The organism is Streptomyces sp. NPDC001828, from assembly GCF_042892175.1.
Taxonomy (GTDB): domain Bacteria; phylum Actinomycetota; class Actinomycetes; order Streptomycetales; family Streptomycetaceae; genus Streptomyces.
The window spans coordinates 108,718-134,939 of sequence record NZ_JBIATV010000016.1 but is presented as its reverse complement, the minus strand read 5'-3'; the positions used below and the strand labels follow the sequence as shown (position 1 = coordinate 134,939).

General features: G+C 73.2%; 24 protein-coding genes. 9 read left to right on the top strand and 15 right to left on the bottom strand.

Features of this window, described 5'->3' with window-relative positions:
- Positions 1-152: 152 nt before the first annotated feature.
- The gene (locus ACFYZA_RS34710; RefSeq protein ID WP_053724154.1) at positions 153-356 is read left to right on the top strand and encodes a cold-shock protein; all 204 of its coding nucleotides are present in this window, start codon (positions 153-155) and stop codon (positions 354-356) included.
- Positions 357-511: 155 nt separating this feature from the next.
- Here the strand turns inward: ACFYZA_RS34710 and ACFYZA_RS34705 are convergent, their stop codons facing one another.
- The 4 genes from ACFYZA_RS34705 to ACFYZA_RS34690 form a co-directional block, all read right to left on the bottom strand.
- The gene (locus ACFYZA_RS34705) at positions 512-1,717 is read right to left on the bottom strand and encodes a Cmx/CmrA family chloramphenicol efflux MFS transporter (RefSeq protein ID WP_388494573.1); all 1,206 of its coding nucleotides are present in this window, start codon (positions 1,715-1,717) and stop codon (positions 512-514) included.
- A 129-nt stretch (positions 1,718-1,846) separates the two neighbouring features.
- Complete coding sequence (locus ACFYZA_RS34700; RefSeq protein WP_388494518.1) at positions 1,847-2,371, bottom strand: GNAT family N-acetyltransferase; 525 nt, start codon at positions 2,369-2,371, stop codon at positions 1,847-1,849.
- Between the two features lie 85 nt (positions 2,372-2,456).
- Positions 2,457-3,104, bottom strand: a complete 648-nt coding sequence (locus ACFYZA_RS34695) for a hypothetical protein (RefSeq protein ID WP_382600285.1) — start codon at positions 3,102-3,104, stop codon at positions 2,457-2,459.
- Between the two features lie 206 nt (positions 3,105-3,310).
- Positions 3,311-5,572: a heavy metal translocating P-type ATPase gene (locus tag ACFYZA_RS34690; RefSeq protein ID WP_388494517.1), complete on the bottom strand. Its 2,262-nt coding sequence runs from the start codon at positions 5,570-5,572 to the stop codon at positions 3,311-3,313.
- A gap of 289 nt (positions 5,573-5,861) precedes the next feature.
- Here ACFYZA_RS34690 and ACFYZA_RS34685 point away from each other — a divergent pair, with 289 nt between their 5' ends.
- Complete coding sequence (locus tag ACFYZA_RS34685) at positions 5,862-6,551, top strand: copper homeostasis protein CutC (RefSeq protein WP_382600289.1); 690 nt, start codon at positions 5,862-5,864, stop codon at positions 6,549-6,551.
- Positions 6,552-6,794: 243 nt separating this feature from the next.
- On the opposite strand, the gene ACFYZA_RS34680 is transcribed toward ACFYZA_RS34685, so the two are convergent.
- Positions 6,795-8,765 (bottom strand): HelD family protein, encoded by a 1,971-nt coding sequence (locus ACFYZA_RS34680; protein ID WP_388494572.1) that lies wholly within the window; start codon positions 8,763-8,765, stop codon positions 6,795-6,797.
- 517 nt (positions 8,766-9,282) lie between these two features.
- Positions 9,283-10,185, bottom strand: a complete 903-nt coding sequence (locus ACFYZA_RS34675) for a sigma-70 family RNA polymerase sigma factor (protein WP_388494516.1) — start codon at positions 10,183-10,185, stop codon at positions 9,283-9,285.
- Positions 10,186-10,426: 241 nt separating this feature from the next.
- Here ACFYZA_RS34675 and ACFYZA_RS34670 point away from each other — a divergent pair, with 241 nt between their 5' ends.
- Both ACFYZA_RS34670 and ACFYZA_RS34665 read left to right on the top strand, forming a co-directional pair.
- Positions 10,427-10,630, top strand: coding sequence for a hypothetical protein (locus ACFYZA_RS34670; protein ID WP_382598987.1), 204 nt, complete (start codon positions 10,427-10,429; stop codon positions 10,628-10,630).
- A gap of 102 nt (positions 10,631-10,732) precedes the next feature.
- Entirely contained in the window at positions 10,733-11,911 is a 1,179-nt protein-coding gene (locus ACFYZA_RS34665) for a glycosyltransferase 87 family protein (protein ID WP_388494515.1), read from the top strand.
- Here the strand turns inward: ACFYZA_RS34665 and ACFYZA_RS34660 are convergent.
- A complete protein-coding gene (locus tag ACFYZA_RS34660) occupies positions 11,869-13,512 on the bottom strand; it encodes a DNA repair helicase XPB (protein ID WP_382598983.1) in 1,644 nt (547 codons plus the stop codon). The two genes, ACFYZA_RS34665 and ACFYZA_RS34660, sit on opposite strands and share 43 nt — an antisense overlap.
- A 208-nt stretch (positions 13,513-13,720) precedes the next feature.
- Here ACFYZA_RS34660 and ACFYZA_RS34655 point away from each other — a divergent pair, with 208 nt between their 5' ends.
- Positions 13,721-13,972, top strand: a complete 252-nt coding sequence (locus tag ACFYZA_RS34655; protein WP_382598981.1) for a hypothetical protein — start codon at positions 13,721-13,723, stop codon at positions 13,970-13,972.
- A 10-nt stretch (positions 13,973-13,982) separates the two neighbouring features.
- Positions 13,983-15,167 carry a flotillin family protein gene (locus ACFYZA_RS34650; protein WP_388494514.1) on the top strand — a complete coding sequence of 395 codons (1,185 nt, stop codon included), beginning with the start codon at positions 13,983-13,985 and terminating at the stop codon, positions 15,165-15,167.
- Between the two features lie 191 nt (positions 15,168-15,358).
- Here the strand turns inward: ACFYZA_RS34650 and ACFYZA_RS34645 are convergent, their stop codons facing one another.
- Positions 15,359-17,875 (bottom strand): helicase-associated domain-containing protein, encoded by a 2,517-nt coding sequence (locus ACFYZA_RS34645; protein WP_388494513.1) that lies wholly within the window; start codon positions 17,873-17,875, stop codon positions 15,359-15,361.
- Positions 17,876-17,999: 124 nt separating this feature from the next.
- Here ACFYZA_RS34645 and ACFYZA_RS34640 point away from each other — a divergent pair, with 124 nt between their 5' ends.
- Entirely contained in the window at positions 18,000-19,052 is a 1,053-nt protein-coding gene (locus ACFYZA_RS34640; protein ID WP_388494512.1) for a hypothetical protein, read from the top strand.
- 15 nt (positions 19,053-19,067) lie between these two features.
- Here ACFYZA_RS34640 and ACFYZA_RS34635 read toward each other — a convergent pair whose 3' ends face one another.
- From ACFYZA_RS34635 to ACFYZA_RS34620, 4 genes are read right to left on the bottom strand one after another with little or no spacing between them, the layout of a single operon-like run.
- Entirely contained in the window at positions 19,068-20,015 is a 948-nt protein-coding gene (locus ACFYZA_RS34635; protein ID WP_388494511.1) for an ABC transporter substrate-binding protein, read from the bottom strand.
- Positions 20,016-20,029: 14 nt separating this feature from the next.
- A complete protein-coding gene (locus ACFYZA_RS34630; protein ID WP_388494510.1) occupies positions 20,030-20,839 on the bottom strand; it encodes an ABC transporter ATP-binding protein in 810 nt (269 codons plus the stop codon).
- A complete protein-coding gene (locus tag ACFYZA_RS34625) occupies positions 20,840-21,952 on the bottom strand; it encodes a FecCD family ABC transporter permease (protein ID WP_388494509.1) in 1,113 nt (370 codons plus the stop codon).
- Positions 21,949-22,959 carry a FecCD family ABC transporter permease gene (locus ACFYZA_RS34620; RefSeq protein WP_382598968.1) on the bottom strand — a complete coding sequence of 337 codons (1,011 nt, stop codon included), beginning with the start codon at positions 22,957-22,959 and terminating at the stop codon, positions 21,949-21,951. Before ACFYZA_RS34620 ends, ACFYZA_RS34625 begins: the two co-directional genes overlap by 4 nt.
- Positions 22,960-23,099: 140 nt before the next feature.
- Here ACFYZA_RS34620 and ACFYZA_RS34615 point away from each other — a divergent pair, with 140 nt between their 5' ends.
- On the top strand, positions 23,100-23,732 hold the full coding sequence (locus tag ACFYZA_RS34615; RefSeq protein ID WP_382598966.1) for an HAD family hydrolase: 633 nt from the start codon (positions 23,100-23,102) through the stop codon (positions 23,730-23,732).
- A 58-nt stretch (positions 23,733-23,790) separates the two neighbouring features.
- On the opposite strand, the gene ACFYZA_RS34610 is transcribed toward ACFYZA_RS34615, so the two are convergent.
- Positions 23,791-24,078 carry a hypothetical protein gene (locus tag ACFYZA_RS34610; protein WP_382598995.1) on the bottom strand — a complete coding sequence of 96 codons (288 nt, stop codon included), beginning with the start codon at positions 24,076-24,078 and terminating at the stop codon, positions 23,791-23,793.
- A gap of 136 nt (positions 24,079-24,214) precedes the next feature.
- On the opposite strand from ACFYZA_RS34610, the gene ACFYZA_RS34605 reads away from it, so the two are divergent.
- A complete protein-coding gene (locus ACFYZA_RS34605; RefSeq protein WP_100577723.1) occupies positions 24,215-24,598 on the top strand; it encodes a cold-shock protein in 384 nt (127 codons plus the stop codon).
- 12 nt (positions 24,599-24,610) lie between these two features.
- Here the strand turns inward: ACFYZA_RS34605 and ACFYZA_RS34600 are convergent, their stop codons facing one another.
- Together ACFYZA_RS34600 and ACFYZA_RS34595 are read right to left on the bottom strand one after the other, a co-directional pair.
- The gene (locus ACFYZA_RS34600) at positions 24,611-25,462 is read right to left on the bottom strand and encodes a 1,4-dihydroxy-6-naphthoate synthase (protein ID WP_388494508.1); all 852 of its coding nucleotides are present in this window, start codon (positions 25,460-25,462) and stop codon (positions 24,611-24,613) included.
- Entirely contained in the window at positions 25,452-26,210 is a 759-nt protein-coding gene (locus ACFYZA_RS34595) for a futalosine hydrolase (RefSeq protein WP_388494507.1), read from the bottom strand. The genes ACFYZA_RS34600 and ACFYZA_RS34595 overlap by 11 nt, the downstream gene beginning before the upstream one ends.
- Positions 26,211-26,222 lie beyond the last annotated feature (12 nt).

The window sequence follows — 26,222 nt, the reverse complement described above, 5'->3', positions numbered from 1 at the left end:
CTTCCTTGCCAGTAGTCGTGGTTCCGAAGTCTCAGCGCCCGCGGTTTACGCCGTGGGCGTTTGCCTTGCAGCAATGTCCGAGGACCAGGGCGATCACCTCACCCAGGGGTACTGACAAGCCAGTACCCCGCGATCCTCGACAGGGGAAACACATGGCAACCGGCACCGTCAAGTGGTTCAACGCCGAAAAGGGCTTCGGTTTCATCGCGCAGGACGGCGGCGGCCCGGACGTCTTCGTCCACTACTCCGCGATCAACTCCACCGGCTTCCGTGAGCTGCAGGAGAACCAGCAGGTCAACTTCGACGTCACCCAGGGCCCGAAGGGCCCGCAGGCGGAGAACGTCACCCCTGCCTAAGCAGTGAGTGACCCCGGTCCGCCGGGGGAACACCGAAGCGCCCCGCACCCGGGAGACCGGGGGCGGGGCGCTTCGCCGTGTACGGGCTTCGCCGTGTACGGGCTTCGCCGTGTACGGGCTTCGCCGTGTACGGGCTCGTCGCGTACGGCGCGGGGTCACACCTCGGCGGGGGACGCCGCGAGGGTCTGGTCGGCCGAGCGGGCCACGACGCGGGACTGGGACCTGTGCAGGCGCAGGGAGGCCGTGACGAGGGCGAGGGCGAGGACCGTCATCGCGGCGCCCGCCCAGGCGGTGGCGGCGAAGCCCAGGTTCGCGCTGATCACGACGCCGCCGAGCCAGGGCCCGGCGGTGTTGCCCAGGTTGAACGAGGACGTCGTGGTCGCGCCGGCCAGCGTCGGGGCGGCGCCGCCCACGTTGAACATGCGGGCGTTGAGCGCGGGGGCCGTGTAGAACGCCGAGAGACCCAGCAGGAACGACAGGGCGATCGCGACGGCGGGCGTCGAGGCGAACAGGGCGAGCGCCACCAGGAACACCGTCGAGGCGGTGATGCCGCTCAGGAGCACGCCGAAGAGGTGCGCGTCGGCGACCCGGCCGCCGATCGTCGTCCCGATGAGCGCGCCCACCCCGAACAGGCCGAGCACGGCCGGGACCCAGCCCGCGTCCACGTGCGCGACGTCCGTGAGGAGCGGCTTGAGGTAGCTGAACGCGCAGAACACGCCGCCCGCCGCGAGCGCGGTGACGGCGACCGAGAGCAGCACCTGCGGATCGCGGTAGATCCGCAGCTCGCGGCCGAGCTGGGGCTTCTCGGCGGGGAGCGGGATACGCGGGATACGGGTCAGGATGCCGACCAGGGCGATCGCGGACGCGGCGCCGACCGCCCAGAACGCGGAACGCCAGCCCAGGCTGTCCCCCAGGAGCGCGCCCAGCGGCACGCCCAGGACGTTCGCGATCGACAGGCCGCCGATCATGACGGCCATCGCGCGGGCCCGCGCGTTGACCGGCACCATCGCGATGGCGACCGCCGCGCCGACCGCCCAGAACCCGGCGCATGCCAGCGCGGACACGATCCGGGAGGCGAAGAGCAGCGCGTAGTTCGGGGCCAGCGCGCCCGCGACCTGGCCCAGGCCGAACACCGTGATCAGCGAGATCAGGGTGGTGCGGCGCGGCAGTCGCAGGGTGGCCACCGCGAGCAGCGGGGCTCCCACCACCATGCCGATCGCGAAGGCGGAGATCAGCAGGCCCGCCTGCGGAATCGAGACGTTCATGTCGTCCGCGATGGACGGCAGCAGCCCCGTGAGCATGAACTCGCTCGTGCCGAGCGCGAAGACGGAGAGGCCGAGGATGTAGACGGCGAGCGGCATACGGGCCGCTGAGGCGGTGGAGCCGGGGGGTGGGGAGGCGGGCACGGGCGTGGGTATGGGCTCGGCGGGCATGTCGGGTGCCAACGCCGGTGGCCGGATCCGTATTCCCCCGGCGGTCGCCGGGGCGGGCTACTCCCCGGCGTCCCGGGACCGCTCGAAGAGGTGCTGGGCCTCGCGGCCGCCGATCGGGCGCGGGGTGTCGCCGATGCGGCGGAACCCGGCCCGCTCCAGGACGCGCTGCGAGGCGGTGTTGTCCTCGTCCGTCGTGGCGTACACCGTTTCGACGTCGGGCTGGGCGAGCGCCCAGGCGGTCAGCGCGGTCAGCGACTCGGTCGCGTACCCGTGGCCGCGTGCGGAATCCGCCAGGTCGTAGCCGATCTCGACCCGGCCGTCCTCGGGCGGGCCGTGGAAGCCGATCCCGCCGATCGCCCGGCCGTCCTCGGTGCGGACCATGACGTACGCGCCCCAGCCCGTACGGTGGCGGCCGGTGTCCATGCCCGCCAGCATCTTCCCTGCGGCGAAGCGGCTGCCCTCGTGCGGGCCGCCGGGCGCCCACTCCCAGCCGCCGGAGCCGCCGTCCTGCAGTTCGGTGGCCGAGGCGCGGGTCAGCTCGTGGAGGGCGAGGCGGTCGGCCTGGACTGTCACGGGGAGCACGCGGGATACCTGCTTTCCGTCCGGGAGCGGAGCGAGCGGTGGACGCTCGCGCGCGGTGGCGTGGCGAGCGGTGCGCTCGGGCCGATTATGCGGTCAGCAGGGTCAGTTCCGCCTCGAGATTCTCCCGAGCCGTTGTCTCCCACTCGCGTTCGCCGTACGGGGTGCGGAACAGCCTTGGCAGGGCGAGCAGTTGGGAGAGCACCTCGGCGCGGCCGGTGCGGAACGCCTCGCCCGGCACGAAGGCGTACTCCTCGCGTACGGCGGCGGCGTAGGCGGCGTACGCCTCCGGGGCGGCGGCCAGGATCGCGAGGTCCGCGTCGCACAGGACGGCGCCGTTCGCGTCGCCCTCCTCGGCGGCGTGGGTGACGGTCAGGCGTACCAGACGGGCCACCTCGGCGACGCTCTGCGGGCTCAACCCGGCCTCGTTCAGGGCGCGTTCGGCGAGCCGGGCCGAGCGCTCCTCGTTCTCCGAACGGTCCGGGAAGTACACGGCGTCGTGGAACCACGCGGCGAGGCGTACGAGGTCCGGGTCGTCGGCGTGCCGCTCCAGCACGTCGATGTGGTCCAGGACGGCGGTGAGGTGGGCGGTGTCGTGGTACCGGCGCTGCGGCTCCGCCCAGCGGGCGAGGAGGTTGTCCCCGTACGGGTCCGGGTCCACGGGGCCGGCGCCGGCGGGGCGGGCCGCGAGGAGGGCGGCGTGCCAGCGGGCGCGGAGGGGGTCGTTGTGCGGCATGCCGCCGAGGGTATCGGGGGCGGGCCGCACACCCTCGGCGGCCGAGGGTATGAGGGCGGCCCCTCCCGCCCTCGGCGGCCGAGGGCATGGGGGTGCCGACCCTCCCCCGACCCGCTGGTCGCCCTGGCCGATGTCCACGCGCTGGGCGCCGTGGGCCACCGGGCGGGCGACATCGGAGCCTGATCGGGGGCGGGCCGGGGCGCCGGTCAGTTTTCGGTGGCCCGGAAGCCGCGCAGGCGCAGGGAGTTGCCGACCACGAAGACCGAGGAGAAGGCCATCGCCGCCCCGGCGATCATCGGGCTGAGCAGGCCGGCCGCGGCCAGCGGCAGGGCGGCGACGTTGTAGGCGAAGGCCCAGAACAGGTTGGACCTGATCGTGCCGAGCGTCCTGCGCGCGAGCCGGATCGCGTCGGCCGCCGCCCGCAGATCGCCGCGCACCAGGGTCAGGTCGCCGGCCTCGATGGCCGCGTCCGTACCCGTGCCCATCGCCAGGCCCAGGTCGGCCTGGGCGAGGGCGGCCGCGTCGTTGACCCCGTCGCCGACCATGGCGACCGAACGGCCCTCGGCCTGAAGGGACTTGATGACGTCGACCTTGTCCTGCGGCATGACCTCCGCGTACACCTCCTCGATGCCGACCTCGGCCGCGACCGCCTCCGCGACGGCCCGGTTGTCGCCGGTCAGCAGGATCGGGGTGAGGCCGAGGGCGCGGAGCCGCTCGATGGCCTCGGGGCTGGTCTCCTTGACGGCGTCGGCGACTTCGAGGACCGCGCGGGCCTCGCCGTCCCAGGCGACCGCGATGGCGGTACGCCCCGCCGCCTCGGCCTCCTCCTTCGCCTTCTTCAGAGCCGGGGTGAGCTCCATCGCCCACTCGGCGAGCAGCTTCTCGCGGCCGACCAGGACCGCGTGTCCTTCGACGACGCCCTGGACGCCGAGGCCCGCGATGTTGGCGAAGTCCTCGGGGGCGGGCAGGGTGCCGACCTCGGCCGTGGCGCCCTCGGCGACCGCGCGGGCGACGGGGTGCTCGGAGGAGTGCTCCAACGCACCTGCCAGGCGCAGGACTTGGGATTCCGTGATGCCGTCGGCGGTGTGCACGGCGAGCAGAGTCATGCGGCCGGTGGTCACCGTGCCCGTCTTGTCCAGGACGATCGTGTCGACCTTGCGGGTCGTCTCCAGGACCTCGGGGCCCTTGATCAGGATGCCGAGCTGGGCGCCCCGGCCCGTACCCACCATGAGGGCGGTCGGCGTGGCGAGGCCGAGTGCGCACGGGCAGGCGATGATCAGCACGGCGACGGCGGCCGTGAACGCGGCGGTGAGGCCGGAGCCGGTTGCCAGCCAGACGCCGAGGGTGGCGAGCGCGAGGCCGATGACGACCGGCACGAAGACGGCCGAGATCCGGTCCGCGAGGCGCTGGGCGGCGGCCTTGCCGTTCTGGGCGTCCTCGACGAGCCTGGCCATGCGGGCGAGCTGGGTGTCCGCGCCGACCCGGGAGGCCTCGACGACGAGCCGGCCGCCCGCGTTGAGGGTGGCACCGGTGACGGCGTCCCCGGGGGCCACCTCCACCGGGACGGACTCGCCGGTCAGCAGGGAGGCGTCGACGGCGGACGAGCCCTCGACGACCGTGCCGTCCGTGGCGATCTTCTCGCCGGGCCGCACCAGGAAGCGGTCGCCGACCTTCAACTCGGCGGTGGGTACGGTCCGTTCACTGCCGTCCGGGCCGAGGACGGTGACGTCCTTGGCGCCCAGTTCGAGCAGTGCCTTCAGGGCCGCGCCCGCCTTGCGCTTGGCGCGGGCCTCGAAGTAGCGCCCGGCGAGGATGAAGGCGGTGACCCCGGCGGCGGCCTCCAGATAGATGTTGCCCGCGCCGTCCGAGCGGCCGATGGTCAGCTCGAAGGGGTGGGTCATGCCGGGGTGGCCCGCCGTGCCGAAGAACAGGGCCCACACGGACCACAGGAACGCGGCCGAGGTGCCGACCGAGATCAGCGTGTCCATCGTCGCCGCGCCGTGCCGGGCGTTGGTCCAGGCGGCCCGGTGGAAGGGCCAGGCGGCGTACGTGACGACCGGCACGGTCAGGGCCAGCGAGAGCCACTGCCAGTAGGCGAACTGAAGGGCCGGGACCATCGACATCGCGATGACGGGGACGGCGAGGACGACCGCGGTGAGCAGCCGCGCGCGCAGCGGCCGGAGCTCGTCGGCGGGCTCCGCGTCGGCGCCCGGCCCGGCCTGTGCGGGCGGTACGGGCGCGGGCTCCTTGGCGGTGTAGCCGGTGGCCTCGACGGTGGCGATGAGGTCGGCCACGGATACGTCCTCGCGGAAGGTGACCTTCGCCTTCTCGGTGGCGTAGTTGACGGTGGCCTCGACGCCGTCCATGCGGTTGAGCTTCTTCTCGATCCGGGCCGCGCAGGAGGCGCAGGTCATGCCGCCGATGGCGAGTTCGACGTCGGCGGCGGCGCCGGGGGCGGTGGTGGTCATGGCTGCTGCTCCTCGGGGTGGAGGGCGGTGGGCTGTGAGTGGTGGACGGTGGGAGGTGGGCGGCTTGCTCTCGATTATACCCCTAGGGGGTATCAATCCAGAGACATGTATACCCCCAGGGTGTATCGGGTGCAAGCGATGGCTTGCCGGATGGTGTCCGGCGCACGGCGGAAAGGGCGCCACCGGCGTTTTGCCGTCCGCGTGGATGGGCATCTCGCGGCGTAGGCTAGTGAATGGACTAGACCTATTTGGGCCGAGCCGGGCCCGGGTTACGGAGGAATGGGGTCAGATGAGCAACCGCGCACTGCTTGAGGTGATCGCGCTCGACGCGCAGGACGCCGTCGCGGCCCAGGCCGGCGGGGCGGACCGCCTTGAGCTGGTCACCGACATGGCGGCCGACGGGCTGACCCCGCCCCTGGAGACCTTCGCGGCGATCCGCGCGGCCGTCGACATCCCGCTGCGGGTGATGCTGCGGGCGGCGGACGGGTTCGCGGCGGGGGACGTCGACGCGCTCGTACGGGATGCGGAGGCGCTGCGGGCCGAGGGGGCGGACGAGTTCGTACTCGGCTTCCTCGACGAGACCGGGGGGCCGGACATGGACGCGGTACGGGCGCTGGCCTCCGCGCTGTCCGGGTGCCGCTGGACCTTCCACCGGGCCATCGACCGGGCCGCCTCCCGCGACGCCCTGCGCAAGGAGCTGGCCGGGCTGCCCGGGCTCGACACGTACCTGACGGCCGGGTCCTCGCTGGGCGTCGACGACGGGCTGCCGGTGCTGCTCGCCGAGGCGGGGCGTCGGGGTGAGCCCGGCTACGAGCCGCGGATCCTGGTGGGGGGTGGGCTCTCCCTCGCTCACCTGCCGGTGCTGCGGGGGGCGGGGATCGACGCGGTGCACATTGGCGGGGCGTCCCGTCCCGGCGGGTGGTCCGCGCCGGTTTCCTCCGGGGCCGTCGCGGAGTGGCGGGCGGCGCTGGACGCGTAGCGGGGCGGGTCCGGGGTGCTTTCCCACCCTCCCCCAAGCTCTGAAGGAGCAGGGGGGACCCCCATCCCGTTGCCCGGGGTTGGTTGGTTCCGGGACCCTGGGGGCTCCGCCCCCAGACCCCCGTTCGCGCCTTAAGGGCGCTCGTCCTCAATCGCCGGACGGGCTGAGGATGCCCTGGCACCCGGTACCGCTAAGGGGCGCGGGGAACTGCGCGGACGCCCCCGCCCCGCGGTCCGTAGGGGGCTAGGTCAGCTGGAGGGGTAGGGGGGTGGCGTGGATTACCGTCAGGCCTGATACCGCTCGGGTCAGGGCCACGTACAGGCGGCGCAGGCCCGTGCGTTCGTCGGGCTCGGCCGAGACCACGGCCGAGGGTTCGTCCAGGACCACGTAGTCGTACTCCAGGCCCTTCGCCAGGGACGCCGGCACCAGGGTCAGGCGGGAGTCGGCCGTCGTCTCCTCGCCGGGGGCCAGGTACGGGAGGCCCGCCGCCTCAAGTGCCGCCGCCAGCACGGGAATTCGGGGGTCGGCCGCGATCAGGCCGATCGAGCCCTCGTGGGCCAGCGACTCCACGCACGCGGCCACCACGTCCGCGTCCGGGTCCGAGGACTCCCGTACGGTCAGCGAGCCCGGCGTCTCACGCACCGACTCCACCGGGGCCAGGCCGGGGGAGATCGACGGGAGCAGTTTCGAGGCGTACGCGATCACCTCGCGCGGCACGCGGAAGCCCGCCGTCAGCTCCTCCACCACCGCCTCGCCCTTGCCCAGGTGCCGCAGCGCCTCCGCCCAACTCGCCGTCGCCCAGGGCGTGGTGCCCTGCGCCAGGTCACCCAGGACCGTCGCCGAACCCGTCGTGCAGCGGCGGCCGACCGCGCGGTACTGCATGGGGGAGAGGTCCTGTGCCTCGTCGAGTACGACATGGCCGAGCGAGTGCGTGCGGGCGATCAGGTCGTTCGCCTCGTCGATCAGGACCGCGTCCGCCGCCGACCACTTCGCCGCCTTCACGCTGCGCGCCGGCTTGGGGGCGAGGATCGTCTTCTGCTCGTCGGCGCTGAGGACGCCCTCGGCGTGGGCGGCCAGGAAGTCGGGGTCGTTCAGCAGTCGCAGCACCAGCTTCGCCGGGTCCACCGGGGGCCAGATCGTCTTCACGGCCGCCTTCACCGCCGTGTTCCGCGCCACCGCGTCCTGCACCCGGTCGTCCGGCGCCTCGCCCGCCTGCTCCATCCGGACCAGGACCGTGTGCGCGATCCGTTGCGGCAGGGCTTCCCTCGCTGCTCCGTACCGGATGTCCCGGGTCCTCAACTCCTCTACGATCTCCGCCAGTTCGTAGGCCGGGACGCGCCAGCGGCGGGAGCCCCGCACCACCACCAGGGGTTCGGCGGGCGTCGTGACGTGGGACCAGACCGCGCGGCGCAGCACCTCGGCCATGCGGGCGTCGCCCTTGACCACGGCCGACTCCGCCGGGTCGGTGCCGCGCACTTCGACGCCGGCGGTCACCAGGTCGTCCACCGTCGCCTGCTTGACCTCCAACTCGCCCAGGGCGGGCAGCACTTGCTCGATGTAGTGCAGGAAGGACTTGTTCGGGCCGATGACCAGCGTGCCCGTGCGGGCCAGGCGGTCGCGGTGGGCGTAGAGGAGGTAGGCGACCCGGTGCAGGCCCACGGCGGTCTTTCCGGTGCCGGGGCCGCCCTGTACGCAGACGCTGCCGCTCAGGCCGGAGCGGACGATCTCGTCCTGCTCGGGCTGGATCGTCGCGACGATGTCGCGCATCGGGCCCACGCGGGGGCGTTCGATCTCCGCCTGGAGCAGCTTGCTGGTCTGCGCCGATTCCGTCGGGTCCGTGAGGTGCTCGTCCTCGTAGGCCGTCAACTCGCCGCCCGTGTAGCCGAATCGGCGGCGCAGGCCCACGTCCAGCGGGTCCTTCTTCGAGGCGCGGTAGAACGGCTGCGAGACGGGGGCGCGCCAGTCGATGACCATCGGGTCGCCGTCGGCGTCGTGGACGTGCCGGCGGCCGATGTAGAACCTCTCCCCCTCGGCCCCCTCCGCGAGGTCCGCGCCGGGGGCGTGCAGGTAGTCGAGGCGGCCGAAGAAGAGAGGGGTGTGGGAGAGGTCGGCGAGGGCCTTGATGCGGTCGTCGATCTGGCGCTGGAGGACGGCGGCGTTCACCCAGTTCGCGGTGACGTCCTTGATGTCGAGGGACTCGACGTCTTCGCGCATGGCGCGGAGGGCTGCGCGGGAGTGGGTGAGGTGGGTGCGTTCGTGGAGGAGGGGGTCGGGGTCGGGGTCGTGCCTCTGCACGGGGTGCCTCCGGCGGTTTTGGGGGAGGGGGGATTTTAGGCCCCGGGCCGGGTGGGGGGCCAATGCTTTTCGGGTGCGCCGGTCCGGTCCCCTGGGGCTGCGTCCCAGACCCCGTTCGCGCCTCAAGGGCCAGGGGCCCCCATGACGGCCTGAAGCTGCCCGCACGGGCCAGCACAAGTACCGCCAAGGAGCGCGGGGAACTGCGCGCCCAGCCACGCATGGTGGGCGGACGGGAACGGGTTTAGGGGCGCGGGGAACTGCGCGATCAGCCGCGCACGGTGGGCGGACGGGAACGGGGTTAGGGGCGCGGGGAACTGCGCGCTCAGCCACGCACGGTCCGCAGCCGGATCTCCGCACGGCCCGCATGGGCCAGCCCGCCCGCAGGGCCAGCCCGCCCGCAGGGCAAGCGAGCCCCCCAACCCCCGACGCGCTCCGCTCAGCCCGGCAGAAAGGACACGTCCAGCGTGGGGACCCGCGCGGGGTCCGCCAGGATGGTCAGTTCGGTGATCGTGCCGTTCGGGGACAGCGTGAAGGACAGGACCGAGAACGCCCGGCCCTCCGACACCCCCACGATGCCGGGCATGCCGTTGACCAGGACGACCCGGTTGAGGGGGGCGAACCTGCGGAAGCTGTGGGCCTGTTCGGCCACCTTGCGCGCACCCCGCACCAGCTTCGTCGTCGGCAGGCCGCCCGCGTCCGCGCGCAGCACCACGTCCGGGTCGAGCAGCGCGAGCAGCGCCTCGAAGTCGCCGCCGCGCGCCGCGGCGATGAACGCCTCGACCACCTCGCGCTGGCGGGCGCGGTCGGTCGACGGGGAGGGCGCCCGGCCCCGCACCCGCCGCCGCGCCCGGCTGGCCAGCTGGCGCGCCGCCGCCGGCGTCTTGTCGACGATCGGCGCGATGTCGTCGAACGGCACCGCGAACATGTCGTGCAGGACGAACGCGAGGCGTTCCGCCGGGGCCAGGGTTTCGAGGACCACCATCAGCGCCAGCCCCACCGAGTCGGCGAGCAGCGCCTCCTGCTCCGGGTCCGCCGCGTCCACCGGGCCGAGCACCGGGTCCGGCACGCGCACGTACTCGTAATCCTGGACGTCGAGCGCCGCCTCCCGGCGGGTGCCGCGCGAGCGCAGCATGTTCAGGCAGACCCGCGCGACGATCGTGGTGAGCCAGCCGCCCAGGTTCTCGACCCCGGTGCGGTCCGCGCGGCCGGCCCGCAGCCAGGCCTCCTGGACGGCGTCCTCGGCCTCGCTGAGGGACCCGAGCATGCGGTAGGACACCGCACGCAGATGGCCGCGGTGCTCCTCGAAGCGCTGGGCGAAGTGTTCGGCGGCTTCGTCCATCCTGGGTGTTCCTCCGTCGCGTCGTGTGATGGCTCCGCTCGTCCGCTCTGACACGGGAGAGGCGGGTGGTGTGACAAACGGCCCGGCCGGGATCACCCTCCCCGGGACCGTCGTCCCTCGCGCGGCAGGCGATCGGTCATACCCGTAGGGGACGGCGTCGGACCAGAGGACTACACGGGCGGTGCGGAGATTCAGCCCCGGGATCGATGTGTCTGGCTTGTCCGAGTTCCATCATGGAGGTATGAGTGCAGCGACCTTCACCCCAGCCCCCTCCGTCCGCCCAGGCGCCCCCAACGGTGCCACCGCCTCCGGAGCCGCCCCTCACCGTACCCACAAGATCGGCAACGCGGTCCGGGCCGCGCGAGTTCTCGCCGGTGCCGCCTTCAGCGTCGTCGTCATGGGGGAGTACGCCGAGGAAGCCGGCGTCCGGCGGCGCCAGCACTGACCCCGCCGAGGTCAGGCGGCGTCAGCACTGGCCCGCCCCTCCCTTGTGCGGGCCCGCGTCGCCCGCACCGAGTTGCCGCCCAGCTGACTAGGGTCACTTCGCGTGACCAATCACTCACTGCGTGCTGCCACTTGGGCCCTGCTTCCGCTCTCGCTGGCCGCGCTCGCCGCGCTCTGTGCCGCCCTGCGGATCCCCATGGCGGACGCCCTGGTCTACCGGGCGGAAGGCGCGGCCGTCGCGAACGGCACCTCGTTGTACGGGTTCACCGTCACCTCGTGGCAGCTGCCCGCCACCTACCCCCCGTTCGCGGCCCTGTTGTTCGTGCCGACCGCCTTCGTGCCGCTTCCCGTCCTCAAGGCGGCCTTCTGCGTCGGCAACGCCGCGCTGCTCGCGGCTCTCGTTCTGCTCTCCTGCCGGTTCGCCGATGCCAGGATCCGTCCCGCGTACGTGGTCACCGCCGTCGCGTTCGGACTGTGGCTGGAGCCCGTCTTCCAGACGCTGCTCTTCGGGCAGGTCAACCTCGCGCTCGCCTGCCTCGTGCTCGGGGACCTCTCCCGGCCGGCGGGCGCCCCCGGCAAGGGGTTCGGGGTCGGGATCGCCGCCGGGGTGAAGATCACCCCGCTGTTCTTCGTCCTGTATCTGCTGGTACGGGGCCGCCGCAGGGAAGCCGTCACCGCGCTCGCGGGGTTCGGGGCGACCGTGCTCGTCGGGGTGCTCGTACTCCCTTACGCCAGCGTCGAGTTCTTCACCCGGCGGCTCTTCGAGACCGGCCGGGTGGGCAAGGCCTGGATCGTCGACAACCAGTCCCTGCAAGGGCTGCTCGCCCGGCTGCTGCACACCGCCGAGCCCGGCGCCCTGTGGGCGGTGGCGGCCGTCGCCGTCGGCGCCGCCGGGCTGTGGACCGCCCGTCGCGCCGCCGACGAACGCTGGGCGCTGCTCGTGACCGCGTTCACCGCGCTGCTGATCTCGCCCATCAGCTGGTCGCACCACTGGGTGTGGTGCGTCCCGCTGATCGCCGTGCTGTGGGCCGAGGGGCGGACGCGCACGGCCGCCCTCGTGGTCCTCGTCTTCACCGCCCGCAGCCTGTGGCTCGTACCGCACGAGGGCGATCTCGACCTCCAACTGCCGCTCTGGGAGCAGCCGTTGGCGTCACCGTACGCACTGGTCGGGCTCGCGGTGGTGGGCCGGTCGGCCTGGCGGGCACTCGCCGCCGGGCCCAACTCCCGTGCGGTGGAAGGTCAGTTGTCCGCGAGGAGCTCGTCCGCGTCCATGATCCGGTAGGCGTAGCCCTGTTCGGCCAGGAAGCGCTGGCGGTGGGCCGCGAAGTCCTGGTCGATGGTGTCGCGCGCGACCACCGAGTAGAAGTGCGCCTGGTGGCCGTCGGCCTTCGGGCGCAGCACGCGGCCCAGGCGCTGGGCCTCCTCCTGGCGGGAGCCGAACGTGCCCGACACCTGGATGGCGACCGTCGCCTCCGGCAGGTCGATCGAGAAGTTCGCCACCTTGGACACCACGAGCACGCTGATCTCGCCCTCGCGGAACGCGCCGAACAGCTTCTCGCGCTGGGCGTTGGTCGTCTCGCCCTTGATGACCGGCGCGTTCAAGTGCTCGCCCAGCTCGTCGAGTTGGTCGATGTACTGGCCGATGACGAGGATCTGCTGGCCCGCGAAACGGCGTACCAGCGCCTCCGTGACCTTCCGCTTGGTCGCGGTCGTCGCACAGAAGCGGTACTTCTCCTCCGTCTCGGCGGTCGCGTACGCGAGGCGCTCGGAGTCCGTCAGGTTCACGCGGACCTCGACGCAGTCGGCGGGCGCGATGTAGCCCTGCGCCTCGATCTCCTTCCACGGCGCGTCGAACCGCTTCGGCCCGATCAGCGAGAACACGTCCGACTCGCGGCCGTCCTCGCGGACCAGCGTCGCGGTCAGGCCGAGGCGGCGGCGGGCCTGGAGGTCGGCGGTGAACTTGAAGACCGGCGCGGGCAGCAGGTGCACCTCGTCGTAGACGATCAGGCCCCAGTCCCGCGAGTCGAACAGCTCCAGGTGCGCGTAGACGCCCTTGCGGCGGGTCGTGAGCACCTGGTACGTGGCGATCGTGACCGGGCGGATCTCCTTCTTCGTACCGCTGTACTCGCCGATCTCGTCCTCGGTCAGGCTGGTGCGCTTCACCAGCTCGTGCTTCCACTGGCGGGCCGAGACCGTGTTGGTGACCAGGATCAGCGTGGTCGCCTTCGCCTCGGCCATCGCGCCCGCGCCGACCAGCGTCTTGCCCGCGCCGCAGGGCAGCACCACGACACCGCTGCCGCCGTGCCAGAAGCCCTCGACGGCCTGCTTCTGGTACGGGCGCAGCGCCCAGCCGTCCTCGGCGAGCTCGATCGGATGCGCCTCGCCGTCCACGTATCCGGCGAGGTCCTCGGCCGGCCAGCCCAGCTTCAGCAGGGTCTGCTTGATCTGGCCGCGCTCGGAGGGGTGCACGGCGACCGTGTCCGGGTCGAGGCGGGCGCCGACCAGCGGGGTGACCTTCTTCGAGCGCAGGATCTCTTCGAGGACCGGGCGGTCGGTCGAGGTGAGCACCAGGCCGTGGACGGGGTGCTTGCTGAGGGTGAGTCGGCCGTAGCGGGCCATCGTCTCGGCGATGTCGACGAGCAGGGCGTGCGGGACGGGGTAGCGCGAGTACTCGACCAGCGCGTCCACGACCTGCTCCGCGTCGTGACCGGCGGCCCGCGCGTTCCACAGGCCCAGCGGAGTCACCCGGTAGGTGTGGATGTGCTCCGGCGCCCGCTCCAGCTCCGCGAAGGGCGCGATGGCGCGACGGCAGGCGTCGGCCTGCTCGTGGTCTACCTCCAGGAGCAGGGTCTTGTCGCTCTGGACGATGAGTGGTCCGGTCACCTGGGGCGTGTCCTTCCGACGGATGGCCACCCGGGGAGGGCGGGCAAACTTCCAGTCTGCCGCATCGGCGGGCTCAGTGGGGGTCGGCGGCAGGTCGGTGCGACCCTGGAGGGGTAGGTCGAACACGGGGTGGCCCGAGGATAGGCGGGTGATCCCGGCAGGTCTAAGGTCTGGAATCCAGGACCAGAACGATGGGGGGCGCCAGGCCGTGGAACAGGACAACGCCGTCGTCGGCTGCCCCGGGGTGCTGCACGTGGCCACTCGTGGAACCGCCGGGCCCGGTGAGGTCGTGGTGAGCGTCAGAGGTGGCACGGAGGCCTTCCTCGCCTGGTCGGAGGAACCCCTGCCGAAGGGGGCGACCGTGCTCGTGATCGGCTCGCGTGGCACCCGCCAGGTGGACGTCATCGAGTGGGCCGATCCGTTGGATGCGTTGGGCGGCTTCGCCGCAGACGCCGGCTAAGGAGACAACAATGTTCGGTTACCGGGTGCCCGCCCCCGACGAGGCGATGCTGATCTCGGGTGGCAGGCGCGGTCTCGGGGGCGCCCCGTTCCGCGTAGTGACCGGCCACGGCAAGTTCGTCCTGCCGATCTTCCGCAAGACCCGCTTCCTCACGCTGTCGATGTGCGAGGCCGAGGTCACCGAGACGTGTGTGACCAAGCAGGGCATCGCGCTGCACGTACGCGCCGTGATCGCGTTCAAGGTCGGCAACGACACCGAGTCCATCGTGAACGCGGGCCAGCGCTTCCTGTCCGACCAGGACCAGATGTCGGTCCTGACCGGCCGGATCTTCGCAGGTCACCTGCGGTCCATCATCGGCTCGATGACCGTCGAGGAGATCGTCACCGAGCGGCAGAAGCTCGCCGCGGAGGTCCTTGAGACGTCCAAGACCGAGATGGCGAAGATCGGCCTCATCGTCGACTCGCTCCAGATCCAGTCGATCGACGACGGCGAGGTCGGCTACATCGACGCGATGTCCGCGCCGCACAAGGCCGCCATCCAGCGGGCCGCCCAGGTGGCGCAGGCCCAGGCCACGCAGGCCTCGGTGGAGGCCGAGCAGGTCGCGGCGCGCAACCAGGCGGAGTACGCGCGGCAGACAGCGGTCGTGAAGGCGGAGTACTCGGCGGAGGTCGACCGCGTGCAGGCGCAGGCCGCGCAGGCCGGTCCGCTCGCCCAGGCGCACGCCCAGCAGGAGGTGCTCCTCGCGCAGACCGAGCTGGCCCAGCGCGCGGCCGAGCTCCGCCAGCAGCAGCTCGTCGCCGAGATCGTGAAGCCCGCGGAGGCGGAGGCGGCGCGCATCAAGGTGCTCGCGATCGCCGAGGCCGAGCGGATGAAGATCCAGGCGGAGGCGGCGGCGTCGTACGACCGCGTCGCGCTCGACCGGATGCTCATCGACCAGCTGCCGCAGATCGTGAAGGAAGCGGCGGGCGGTCTGGCGGGGGCGAACGTCAACGTGCTCAACGGGGCGGATGGCCTGGGCGAGATCGCGGCGGGGCTCGTCGGGCAGGGCCTGACGATTCTCGACTCCGTCCGGCAGAACCTCGGCGGTTCGGGCGACCGCGGCTCCAAGGGCCCGGCTCAGCTGTCCCTGCCGGGGCTGTTGTCGGGCTCGGGGGACGGGCCCGCCAAGCGGGACGGGTCTGTCGACATCGACTAGCCCGGGTCGGGGGCTGCGCCCCTGGCCCCGGGCCCCCGCTTCGGCTGCGGACCGCAGGGGCCGTTCGCGCAGTTCCCCGCGCCCCTAACTACTCGGTGCTGGCCAGTACAGGCATCTTCAGCCCGTCCGGCGTTTGAGGACGAGCGCCCTTAAGGCGCGAACGGGGGTCTGGGGGCGGAGCCCCCGGGGGGCTACGCCGGGTCGTCGGCGAGTTCGGATACGCCGGTGATGCGGTGGAGGGGGTACGTGCGGACCTCGTCCGCCGTGTGGTCGTACGCCGTGACGAACCCACCCTCCACCCGTACCGGCGCGATGACCCGCTGACTGGCGGAGCCCTCCGCGTTGACGTACCCGATCCACACCGCGGAGCCCGTCATCGCCGCCGCCTGCACCGTGGCCAGCGTCTCCGCCGGCGAGGTGCGCGGCAGGGAGCCGTCCGTGCGGGCGGCCTCCGGCTGGTCCTTGCGTACGACCGTCGCCGCCGTGTCGCCCGCCCGGATCGCCCGCACCGCCGCGTCGAGCAGCGTCTCGTCGGGCAGCGGCGGGCCGTCCGGGACCGGCACGGGGGCCGTGCGGCGCGGAGTGCGGCGGGCGTCGGCGCGGGTGATCAGGACATCGCCCTCGGCGGATTCGGCGGCCGGGGCGTAGCCCATCGAACGCAGCCCGTCGAGCAGCGCGCCCGGCTCGGCCGTGGTGGCAAGGACCGTCGGGGCGAGGCGGCGCAGGCGCAGGGCCTGGCTGCGCTTGTCGGCCAGGATCTCGCCCAGCATCGCCTCGTCGTCGCAGCGTACGTACGCCGAGGCGGCGCCCACCCGCAGGTGGCCGTGTCTGCGGGCCACGTCGTCGATGAGGTAACTGAGCGGCTGCGGCACCGGCGTACGGCTGTGCTCGGTCAGGAACGCCTGGAGGTCGGAGGCGGTCTGGCCGGCGTCGAGGGCGCGGCGCACCGAGCCCGCCGTGAAGCGGTAGACGGTCGCGCCGCCCTTGGACTCGATGTCCGCGAGCACCCCCAGCATCGCCGCGAGCGGGCGCCGCAGCGGTCCCGGCGCGACCGCCGTCAGGTCCGCCTGGAGCAGGACGTGGTCGACGGGCTCGGGCAGGTGCGGGGCCAGCGCGTCGGCGGCGAGCACACCGAGCGCGCCGCGTTCGGCGGGGCCGGCGGCGGGGGTGAGGAGGGCGCGGCCGTGCGTGGTGAGCGCGCCCCGGCCGGTCACCCCCATCAACTCGGCCTCGGACAGCGCCCATTGGGCGAGCCGCGAGCGCAGGTCCTCGGGGCCGCTGCGGGCCGGGTGCTCCCAGCGCAGCCGGGCGAGCAGCGAGGCGGGGTCGGGCGACGTGGCCTCGGGCAGCGTGGTGAGCAGGGTCAGGACGCGGCGGCGGACCTCGGGCGCGGGCGAGCGGTCGAGGTCGGGGCCGAGCGCGGCGAGGGTGCGGCCCTTGGTGTCCTGCTCGCCGACGAGCCCGGCGGTGCGGGTGGCGCCCAGCCAGGCCACGGCGAGCCGGGACCAGCGCTCGGCGGGCGGCAGCTCCAGCCAGTCGTCGTACTCGGGGGTCGGCGCGTAGCGCTCGTCCGCCTCGCCGTCGGACGCCAACAGGCCTGCTGCGTAAGCGAGTTCGAGCCAGAACGCGGCGATCGGCTCGGTCGCGTCCAGGGCGGTCGCGGTGCGCTTGAGGTCTCGTACGGACAGGCCGCCGGCGCGCAGCACGGCGGGGCCGCCCTCGTTCCACTCGGCGAGCAGGTCCTCGACGGTGGTCAGCGCGGTGAACGCCTGGCCCGCCGCGGTCGCGTCCACAACCTGTGGACGGTATTCGCGCAGCGGCGCGACGGCGGGCGGCACCGGCTCGGTGGTGCGGTGCGCGCGCCCGGCGCGCAGGTGCAGCGCGACCTCGCGCGGCAGCACCAGGGTGCGGGCGGTCGCCGGGAGCAGCAGGCCGTGGTCGCGCAGCCAGCGCACCGGGGGCGGCGGGTCGGCGGACACCTCGCCGTACGGCGGGCCCCACACCAGACGGTCCAGGACGGTCAGCGCGTCGGACGGGGCGCTGTCGAGGAGCTCCGCCATCCGCGTCCGGTCGGTGAACAGCGCGGTCAGCGCGGCGACCGCGGACACCGGGTCGTGGGTGGCCGGCAGCCCGGCGGCCCGGAGGATCTCCTGGACGCGGCCCGGCGACATTCCCGAGATCGCCTCGGCGACGGTCGGGCCGAGACCGGTGGGCGAGGGATGCGTGGGGGAGGGCGCGAGCAGTTCGCGGGCGGTGCGCACCAGGCGCAGCCGGTCGTCGCCGCCCCACACCAGGGCCTGTTCGCGCAGCGCCGCGAGCGCGCCGGGCAGCGCGGCCTCGACCTCCGGGTCGCCGTCGTCCCCGCCGAGCAGGTCGCGCACGGCGTCGTACGGGGCCGGGTCCGGGGCCACCGCGAGGACCTGCGCGGTTTGCAGCGCGAAGGTGTCGAGTCTTTCCAGGGCCCGTACGACGGAGGCCCTGGTGCCGGCGCGGGTGGCCAGCTGGGTGAGGTCGCCCGGTACGGGGCTGAGCAGATCGGGGCGGATCCGCAGCAGCGCGGCGAGGGACTCGTCGGGGCGGGCGCGCAGGGACTCGGCGAGGGTACGGGGTGCCGAGGCGGCGGTGCGCGCTGCCGCGGTAGCTCTGTCCGTAGCGCCGGTCGTTCCTTCGGGCACGTGCGCCTCCTGATTGCGCTCGCCGGTCCCCATCCGCCCCACGGTAGCCCGTGCGCGCTACCGTCAGGACCCGTAGCCGGTGTCCGAAACGCGACCGGACCGGCGGACGGCGGCTCTCAGGGTGGCCGCGGGGCGGGCTCGCGGAGGGGAAACGCGCGTGGGGATCGAGAGCGACCAGCTGGTCTACGACTACCTGAGCCGGGTCGGGGACCTGGCCCAGCAGCGGCAACTGCCCTCCGGGGACCGGATGCGCCTGGTGTCGTCGCTGCGCGACGAGATCGACCGGCAGCGGGCGAAGTACGGGACGGAAACCCCGGCGACGGTACGGCGGGTGCTCGGGCGGTTCGGAACGCCGGATGAGCTGGTGGAACGGGCCGCCTCCGGCGCGGGATTGGGCTTCGGTTCCGGTTCCGGTTCCGGCGCGTCGTACGTCCCGGAGCCGGCCCCGGAGCCCGCGTCGGAGGGCGCCGTGCCGGCTCAGCGGGACCGGCTGTTCCCGGGGCGGGCCAAACGCGTGCCGCGACCGCGCAAGCGCGAGGCGGAGGCCGAGCCTCCCGCGCCCTCGGTTCCGGCGCCGCCGCACCTCGCGGGCATGGACGAACTCGGCCGCCAGGGCGACGAACCCGACTGGTGGCGGGTCGGGCCGCCGGGCCCGCTCGGGGGCGACTCCGTCGCGGGGTTCGTCGGCGGGGTCGAGATCCCGGAGATACTGCGGCCGCCGGTGGAGGAACTCGACGGCGAGGAGGGGGACGAGGAGGACGAGGACGAGGGGGGCGAGGACGAGTCGGAGGACGCCGACCTGGTCCCGGCCGCCCCGGTGCGGCGCCGCCTGCGCCTGCGCCGCCGCGCCGGGGCCCGGGGCCCGCGCCCCGGCCTCTCCAACCCCCTCCTGCTGCTCGCGGCGGCGCTGCTCGTGGCGGGCGCGCTGTTCGGCCTGTGGCTCGCGCTCGGCGCGGGCTGGCTCCTCGCGTACGCCTCCCGGCGGCTGAGCCCCGCCGAGTCGAAGTGGGCGGTCTTCGGCGTGCCCGGCCTGACGCTGGCGGGGGGTCTGGTCTGGCTCTGGGGGCGGCAGGACGGGCGCTGGGGCGAGCCGATCGCGCCGGGGGAGATGGGGGTTGCCCTGTCGGGCATGTGGCCGTGGTTGATCCGGATCGCGGCGGTGGGGTCGGCGGCGTTCCTGGTGTGGCGCGCTCAGCGTGCCGCGCGCTGAGGGTGCCGCAGGGGGTCAGTGGGGGAGCAACTTGCTCAGTTCGGACAGTACTTGGGTGGCGGCGGTGTAACCGATGCCCTGGATCCAGAGCTGGTCGTCCACCCCATGGGCCCGCCCCGCCCGAACCGCGGGCAACCCCTTCCACAACGACCCCGCGAGCGTCCGCGTCGCCCCCGCCTTCCCCGGATCCCCGTACGTCGTGTAGAAGATCACGTCCGCCGCCGCGAGATCGATCCGCTCGGGGCTGACCTCGTACGCGAATCCGCCCTTCGCCCTGTCGACGATCGCCGGCCGCCCGAGGCCCACGTCCGCGAGGATCGTCGCGATGTAGTTCTGGCGCCCGTAGATGCGGATGTCCGCACCCTCGACGAAGCGGACGACGTTCACCTCGATCGCCGCCGCCTTGGCGGCACCGCCGAGCCGGGCCGTCAACTCCCTTACCCGCGAGCCGTATTGGGCGGTCACCTGTCCCGCCTCGGCCGTCAACCCCAGCGCCTCCGCGTGCACTTGGAAGTTCTGCTTCCAGGGGTAGCCCGTCGACTCCGTCATCACCGTCGGCGCGATCCTCGACAGCTCCCCGTACTTGTCGCCGTGCCGCACCTTGCTGGTCAGGATCAGGTCCGGTTCGAGCGCGGCGATCGACTCGAGCCGGGGGCTCGGCATCGTGCCCACGTCCTTGATCCCGGCGAGCCGGTCCTTGGGGAGGTAGTCGAGGAACCCTGAGGCGACGTCCGCGTGCGTCGCGCCGACCGGGCGCACGCCGAGCGTGATCGCCGAGTCGAGTTCCGCCGTGTCCAGGACGACGACCCGCTGCGGCCGGCCCTTGACTCGCACGTCCCCCATCACCGTCCTCAGCACGCGCGAACTCCCTTCCGGCGGAGGGGACTTGGTCCCTGCCGACGTGCAGGCCGTCATCGCCAGAGCCGGCGCGCCGAGCAGCAGGGTGCGGCGGGGGAGGGTCATCCGGGAATCCTCTCCTAGGGGGACGAGTCCTTCGGGGGCGCGTAGGGGGCGCCGGGCACCACCAGGGGCGAGCCCGTCACCGGGTCCGGGACCACCACCGAGTCCAGGCCGAACACCTCGCGTACGAGGTCCGCCGTCACCACGTCCTCCGGGCGTCCCTCGGCCACGATCCGCCCACCCTTCATCGCCACGAGGTGGTCGGCGTACCGCGCGGCCTGGTTGAGATCGTGCAGGACCATCACCACCGTACGGCCCCGCTCGTGGTTCAACTGCCGTACCAGGTCCATGACTTCGACCTGATGGGAGATGTCCAGGTACGTGGTCGGCTCGTCGAGGAGGAGGACGCCCGTCTCCTGGGCGAGTGCCATCGCGATCCACACCCGCTGGCGCTGGCCGCCCGACAGCTCGTCCACCGGGCGGTCGGCGAGGGCCGTCACGTCCGTGCGGTCCATCGCGTCGGTCACCGCCCGCTCGTCCGCGTCCGACCACTGCTGCCACCAGTGCTGGTGCGGCTGGCGCCCGCGCGAGACCAGGTCGGCCACGGTGATCGCCTCGGGCGCGACGGGCGACTGCGGGAGCAGGCCGATCGACTGGGCGATCCGCTTCGTGGGGATGCGCGCCAGCTCCGTACCGTCGAGCAGGACCGCGCCGCCCCGTGGCTTCATCAGCCGGCCGAGCGCGCGCAACGTGGTCGACTTTCCACAGGCGTTGGGCCCGACGATCACCGTCACCCGCCCGTCCGGCACGGCGAGGTCGAGGCCGTGCACGACCGTGCGGTCCTCGTAGGCGAGGGTCAGCTCGCGGGCCGTCAGCCGGCTGGTCATCTACTTTCCTCCAGTCGTACGGCTGCGCACGATCAGCCAGATCAGATACGGGGCGCCGATCACGGCGGTGAGCACGCCCACCGGAAGCTCGGTCGGCGAGAACAGCTTGCGGGCCAGCAGGTCGGCCAGCACGACGATGACCGCGCCCGTCAACGCCGAGCTGAACAAGGGGATTTGGGCGGTACGGGTCATCCGGCGGGCGATCTGCGGGGCGAGCAGCGCCACGAAGTCGACCGGCCCGGCCGCGCCCGTCGCGACGGAGGCCAGGATCACGCCGATGACGACCAGGCCGAGCCGCACCCGGCCGAGACGCACGCCGAGCGCGGTCGCGGTGTCGTCGTCGAGGGAGACCGTGCGCTGGGCGCGGGCCGCCCACAGGACGGCCGGCACCAGCGCGAGCAGCACCCAGCCGAGCGGCGCGGCCTCGTCCCAGCCGCGCCCGTTGAGCGAGCCGGTCATCCAGATCTGGGCCTGCTGGGCGACCAGATAGTCGCCCTTGGTCATGAAGAGGGTGGTGATCGAGCGCAGCGCGATCGCGAAGCCGATGCCGATCAGGACGAAGCGCGTCGCGTGCAGCCCGCCGCGCCACGCGAAGACGTACACGAGCGCCGCCGCCAGGATTCCGCCGACGACGGACAGGTACGGCAGCACGGTGTACGAGGTGACGCCGAACGTCATCGCGCCCACGGTCAGCGCGGAGGCGCCCTGGCTGATGCCGATGATGTCGGGGCTGGCCAGCGGGTTGCGGGCGACGGTCTGGATGAGTCCGCCCGCGACGCCGAACGCGGCGCCCACCATCAGGCCCACCACCATCCGGGGCAACCGCAGGGTCCCGACGACGAGTTCGGCGTAGGAGTCCTGTCCTGTCAGCACCTTGAGCACGTCGCCGGGCGGCACGAAGGACTCGCCGACGCAGAGGTACGCGACGCAGAGCGCGGCCAGGAGGACGAGCAGGGCAGTGCCCACCGCCGTCGCCCTGCGGTGCAGCAGGAAGGCGGCCCGTCCGGCCCGTACGACGGTGTATCCGGCGGGGCGCACGCGCGGCCCGGCGGAGGCGGGAGTGCTCGGGCCGGCACCGCCTTCGAGGGGGGCCGGGGCCCGGGTGCCGCTCATGCCGGCACCGCCTTCCTGCGGACCAGCGTGACCAGGAACGGCACGCCGATCAGGGCGGTCATCACGCCCGCCGGGATCTCGCTGGGCGGGAACACGATGCGGCCGACGGTGTCGGCGACGAGCAGCATCACCGGGCCGACGAGCGCGGCCATCGGCAGCACCCAGCGGTGGTCGCTGCCCACGATGGCGCGGGCGATGTGCGGGATCGCGAGGCCGATGAAGGCGATCGGCCCGGCCGCCGCCACCCCGACGCCGGTCAGGACGGTCGCGCCGATGCCGCCCAGGACGCGTACCGTCGCGACGTTCTGGCCGAGGCCCCTCGCCACGTCCTCGCCGAGCGCGAGCGCGTCGAGGCCGCGTGCCACCCAGGCCACCAGGACGACCCCGACGAGCAGGAACGGCCATATCTGGTGCGCGACTTGGGCATCGCGGCCGGCGAGCGAGCCGACCTGCCAGAAGCGGAACTCGTCGAGGGCCGCGGCCTTCGTCGTGAGGACGCCCATCGTCACGGACACGAGCAGCGCGTTGATCGCGGCCCCGCCGAGCGCGAGCTTCACCGGGGTCGCCCCGCCGCGCCCGCTGGAGGCGATCGCGTACACCACGACGGATGCGACGGCCGCGCCCGCGAACGCGAACCACACGTACCCCGTCAGTGTGTGCACGCCGAGGAACGCGATCGCGAGGACCACCCCGACCGAGGCGCCCTGGCTGATGCCGAGGATGCCGGGGTCGGCGATGGGGTTGCGGGTGATGCCCTGGAGGACGGTGCCCGCGACCGCGAGGGCGGCGCCGACCATCAGGCCGATCAGGGTGCGCGGGACCCGCAGTTCGCGGACGACCTCGGCGTTGGGGGTGTGCGCGCCGCCGAACAGCGCGTCCAGGACCTCCGACGGCGGGATCTGGCGCGCGCCCACGGCGAGCGAGAGCAGGACCGCGACGAGGAGCGCCGCGACGGCCGCCGCCGTCGCGAGCACGCGTCTGGTCCTGCGGGGTGCGGCGGCTGACATAAGGCCCATCACGGTCGGCGTTTCGAGGGTTCGGTCAGGCCGGCTCCGATGAGGTCTGACCTCGGCGAGCCGGCTTCGGTAAGGCTTGGCTAACTACCGGGCCAGTCTAGGGGCCCGGTTCCGCCGCCCGTCTGGGCACAATGGCCTTCATGCCCCTCGACGCACCCACGGTCGGCTTCGACCTCGACATGACCCTGATCGACTCGCGCCCCGGTATCCACGCCGTCTACCAGGAACTTTCCGCCGCGACCGGGACGTACATCGACGCCGACCAGGCCGTCAGCAGGCTCGGTCCGCCGCTCGACTGGGAGCTGCGCCACTGGTTCCCCGAGGAGCAGATCGCGGCAATGGTCCTCAAATACCGTGAGATCTACCCCACACGCGCGATCCTGCCCACCCCCGCGCTGCCCGGCGCGGCCGACGCGGTGCGCGCGGTGCGGGAGCTCGGCGGCCGGGCCGTCGTCGTCACCGCCAAGAACGCCCCGCAGGCCCGGCTGCACCTCGACCACCTCGGCATCACCCCGGACGAGGTCGTCGGCGGGCTGTGGGCCGAGGGCAAGGCCGTCGCGCTGCGCCAGCACGGCGCGTCCGTATACGTCGGCGACCATCTCGGCGATGTGCTCGGCGCGCGCGCCGCGGGCGCCCTGTCCGTCGGGGTGCCGACCGGTCCGATCGGCGCGGACGAGCTGCGCGAGGCCGGCGCCGACGTCGTACTCGACGATCTGACGTCATTTCCGGCCTGGTTGAAGGGTTACGCCGCCGAACGCGCTTGACAGCCGGGCCTCGTACTCGCGTACGGGACCGGCTGGTTCGGGTGGGCTCCGGGGCCGGTCAGGCGCGGGCCCGGCGGCGCTGCTCCGCGATGGTGAGCAGCACGCCCGCCCCCGCGATCAGGAAGCCGACGCCCATCAGCATGCAGACCAGATAGGCGACGGACGGGAACGGGGCGGTGTGCAGGAACAGCGGCGCCACGGTGACCAGTGTGGCGAGCGCGCCGACGAAGAACACGACGACGCCGACGCGAACCAGCCGATCACCGGTGGTGAGGGCGTCGCGGTCGGTCCTGGCCTGGGTTTCGGTACTCACCCAGCCAGGGTAGTTCCCTGCTCGTAAGGACAGGCCGGGACGTCTTGTCAGCTGCCCCTGGACCATTAGCCTTGGTGTCGGCGGGTCGGAAGGCGACCCGCTGTCGTGCTATCCAGAGCCGTTTTCGGCGCCCCCGCACACAACGACGAGTACGAGGACGAGGACAGACGTGCCTACCGGCAAGGTCAAGTGGTTCAACAGCGAGAAGGGCTTCGGCTTTCTCTCCCGCGACGACGGCGGCGACGTCTTCGTCCACTCCTCCGTGCTCCCCGCCGGGGTCGACGCACTCAAGCCCGGCCAGCGCGTCGAGTTCGGCGTCGTCGCCGGTCAGCGCGGTGACCAGGCCCTGTCCGTGACGGTCCTCGACCCGGCCCCCTCGGTGGCCGCGGCCCAGCGCCGCAAGCCCGACGAACTGGCCTCGATCGTCCAGGACCTGACCACGGTCCTGGAGAACATCACGCCCATGCTGGAGAAGGGGCGCTACCCCGACAAGGCGGCCGGCAAGAAGATCGCGGGCCTGCTGCGCGCGGTGGCCGACCAACTGGACGTGTAGCCCCGTCGGGGTTCAGCCGAAGGACAGCGCATCGCGGCCGAGGGGCGGGACGAGCCCCTCGGCCGCGGCGCGTGTCAGCAGACCCCGCACCGCGGCGTAGCCGTCCTCGCCGAGGTCGGCGGTGAACTCGTTGACGTAGAGCCCGATGTGCCGGTCGGCCACCGCCGGGTCCATCTCCTGGGCGTGCTCCAGCACGTACGGCCGGGACGCCTCCGGGTCCTCCCAGGCGAGCCGCACCGAGGCGCGGGCCGACTCGGCGAGCAGGCGCAGCGTGTCCTCGCCGAGGGAGCGCTTGGCGATGATCGCGCCGAGCGGGATGGGCAGCCCGGTGGTGGACTCCCAGTGCTGGCCCATGTCGGCGAGGCAGTGCAGCCCGTAGTTCTGGTACGTGAAGCGGGCTTCGTGGATGACGAGCCCCGCGTCGACCTTGCCGTCGCGCACCGCGGGCATGATCTCGTGGAACGGCATGACGACGACCTCGCCGACCCCGCCCGGCACGACGTCCGCGGCCCACAGCCGGAACAGCAGGTACGCCGTCGACTTCTCGCTCGGCACGGCGACGGTCCGGCCCGTGAGGTCCGTGCCGGGCTCGCGCGTGAGGACCAGCGGGCCGCAGCCCCGGCCGAGCGCGCCGCCGCACGGCAGCAGCGCGTACTCGTCGAGGACCCACGGCAGCACCGCGTACGACACCTTGAGCACGTCGAACTCACCGCGCTCGGCCATGCCGTTGGTGATGTCGATGTCGGCGAACGTCACGTCGAGTCCGGGCGCGCCCGGCACCCGGCCGTGCGCCCACGCGTCGAAGACGAAGGTGTCGTTCGGGCAGGGAGAGTAGGCGATCTTCAGCGCCGGTTCAGTGCTCATGCGAGGTCCAACTCTCCAGTGCGGGCGGGAGCTTCCCGAATGCGTCGGTGAGGGCGGCGAGGGCGTCGCCGATCCGCCAGGCCGAACGGTCGCGCGGGCCCACGGAGTTGGAGACCGCACGGATTTCGAGGGCCGGCAGGCCGTACTGGTCGGCGGCCTCGGCGACGCCGAAGCCCTCCATCGCCTCGGCGGCGGCGGACGGGTGGCGGGCCAGGAGTTCGGCGGCGCGCTCGGCGGTGCCGGTGGCGGTGGTGACGGTGAGGACCGGGCCGGGCAGGGCCCCGGTGGCCCGGGCCACGGCCTGGCACAGGCCGGGCGGGGCGGCCAGGCGGTCGCGGCCGAAGCCCAGTTCGGTGACGGGCAGGAAACCCTCGGGGGAGCCGGCGCCCAGGTCGGCGGCGATCAGGTGCGAGGCGACGACGAGCGAGCCGAGCGGCGCGACACCGGGGAAGCCGCCGCCGATCCCGGCCGACACGACCAGGTCGTACGGGGCGCGGGCGAGCGCGATGGCGGTACCGGCCGCGGCCGCCGCCGGGCCCACCCCGGCGGGCAGCACGTCCACGTCGACGGCACGGCCCTCGGCGCGGAAGGCGCGGGCGTTGAAGCCCGCGGACGTACGGGTGGCCGGCGGCCGCGTGCCGCCGGGACGATCCGGCTCCTCGGCGGGCGGCGCGTATCCGGCGACCGCGAGGCCGGCGGCGACGGAGTCCGCCTCCGCCGCCACCGCGGTCACGACCAGTACACGCATCAGGCGGGGCCC

Bases quoted from the DNA above. Each gene is read 5' to 3' on its own strand.
- ACFYZA_RS34675 (WP_388494516.1), bottom strand. From the start codon at position 10,185: ATGGACGAAGCCGCCGAACACTTCGCCCAGCGCTTCGAGGAGCACCGC.
- ACFYZA_RS34685 (WP_382600289.1), top strand. From the start codon at position 5,862: ATGAGCAACCGCGCACTGCTTGAGGTGATCGCGCTCGACGCGCAGGAC.
- ACFYZA_RS34645 (WP_388494513.1), bottom strand. From the start codon at position 17,875: ATGGGGACCGGCGAGCGCAATCAGGAGGCGCACGTGCCCGAAGGAACG.
- ACFYZA_RS34615 (WP_382598966.1), top strand. From the start codon at position 23,100: ATGGCCTTCATGCCCCTCGACGCACCCACGGTCGGCTTCGACCTCGAC.
- ACFYZA_RS34650 (WP_388494514.1), top strand. From the start codon at position 13,983: ATGTTCGGTTACCGGGTGCCCGCCCCCGACGAGGCGATGCTGATCTCG.
- ACFYZA_RS34705 (WP_388494573.1), bottom strand. From the start codon at position 1,717: ATGCCGCTCGCCGTCTACATCCTCGGCCTCTCCGTCTTCGCGCTCGGC.
- ACFYZA_RS34630 (WP_388494510.1), bottom strand. From the start codon at position 20,839: ATGACCAGCCGGCTGACGGCCCGCGAGCTGACCCTCGCCTACGAGGAC.
- ACFYZA_RS34635 (WP_388494511.1), bottom strand. From the start codon at position 20,015: ATGACCCTCCCCCGCCGCACCCTGCTGCTCGGCGCGCCGGCTCTGGCG.
- ACFYZA_RS34710 (WP_053724154.1), top strand. From the start codon at position 153: ATGGCAACCGGCACCGTCAAGTGGTTCAACGCCGAAAAGGGCTTCGGT.
- ACFYZA_RS34625 (WP_388494509.1), bottom strand. From the start codon at position 21,952: ATGAGCGGCACCCGGGCCCCGGCCCCCCTCGAAGGCGGTGCCGGCCCG.
- ACFYZA_RS34690 (WP_388494517.1), bottom strand. From the start codon at position 5,572: ATGACCACCACCGCCCCCGGCGCCGCCGCCGACGTCGAACTCGCCATC.
- ACFYZA_RS34680 (WP_388494572.1), bottom strand. From the start codon at position 8,765: ATGCGCGAAGACGTCGAGTCCCTCGACATCAAGGACGTCACCGCGAAC.
- ACFYZA_RS34695 (WP_382600285.1), bottom strand. From the start codon at position 3,104: ATGCCGCACAACGACCCCCTCCGCGCCCGCTGGCACGCCGCCCTCCTC.
- ACFYZA_RS34670 (WP_382598987.1), top strand. From the start codon at position 10,427: ATGAGTGCAGCGACCTTCACCCCAGCCCCCTCCGTCCGCCCAGGCGCC.
- ACFYZA_RS34600 (WP_388494508.1), bottom strand. From the start codon at position 25,462: ATGAGCACTGAACCGGCGCTGAAGATCGCCTACTCTCCCTGCCCGAAC.
- ACFYZA_RS34620 (WP_382598968.1), bottom strand. From the start codon at position 22,959: ATGTCAGCCGCCGCACCCCGCAGGACCAGACGCGTGCTCGCGACGGCG.
- ACFYZA_RS34595 (WP_388494507.1), bottom strand. From the start codon at position 26,210: ATGCGTGTACTGGTCGTGACCGCGGTGGCGGCGGAGGCGGACTCCGTC.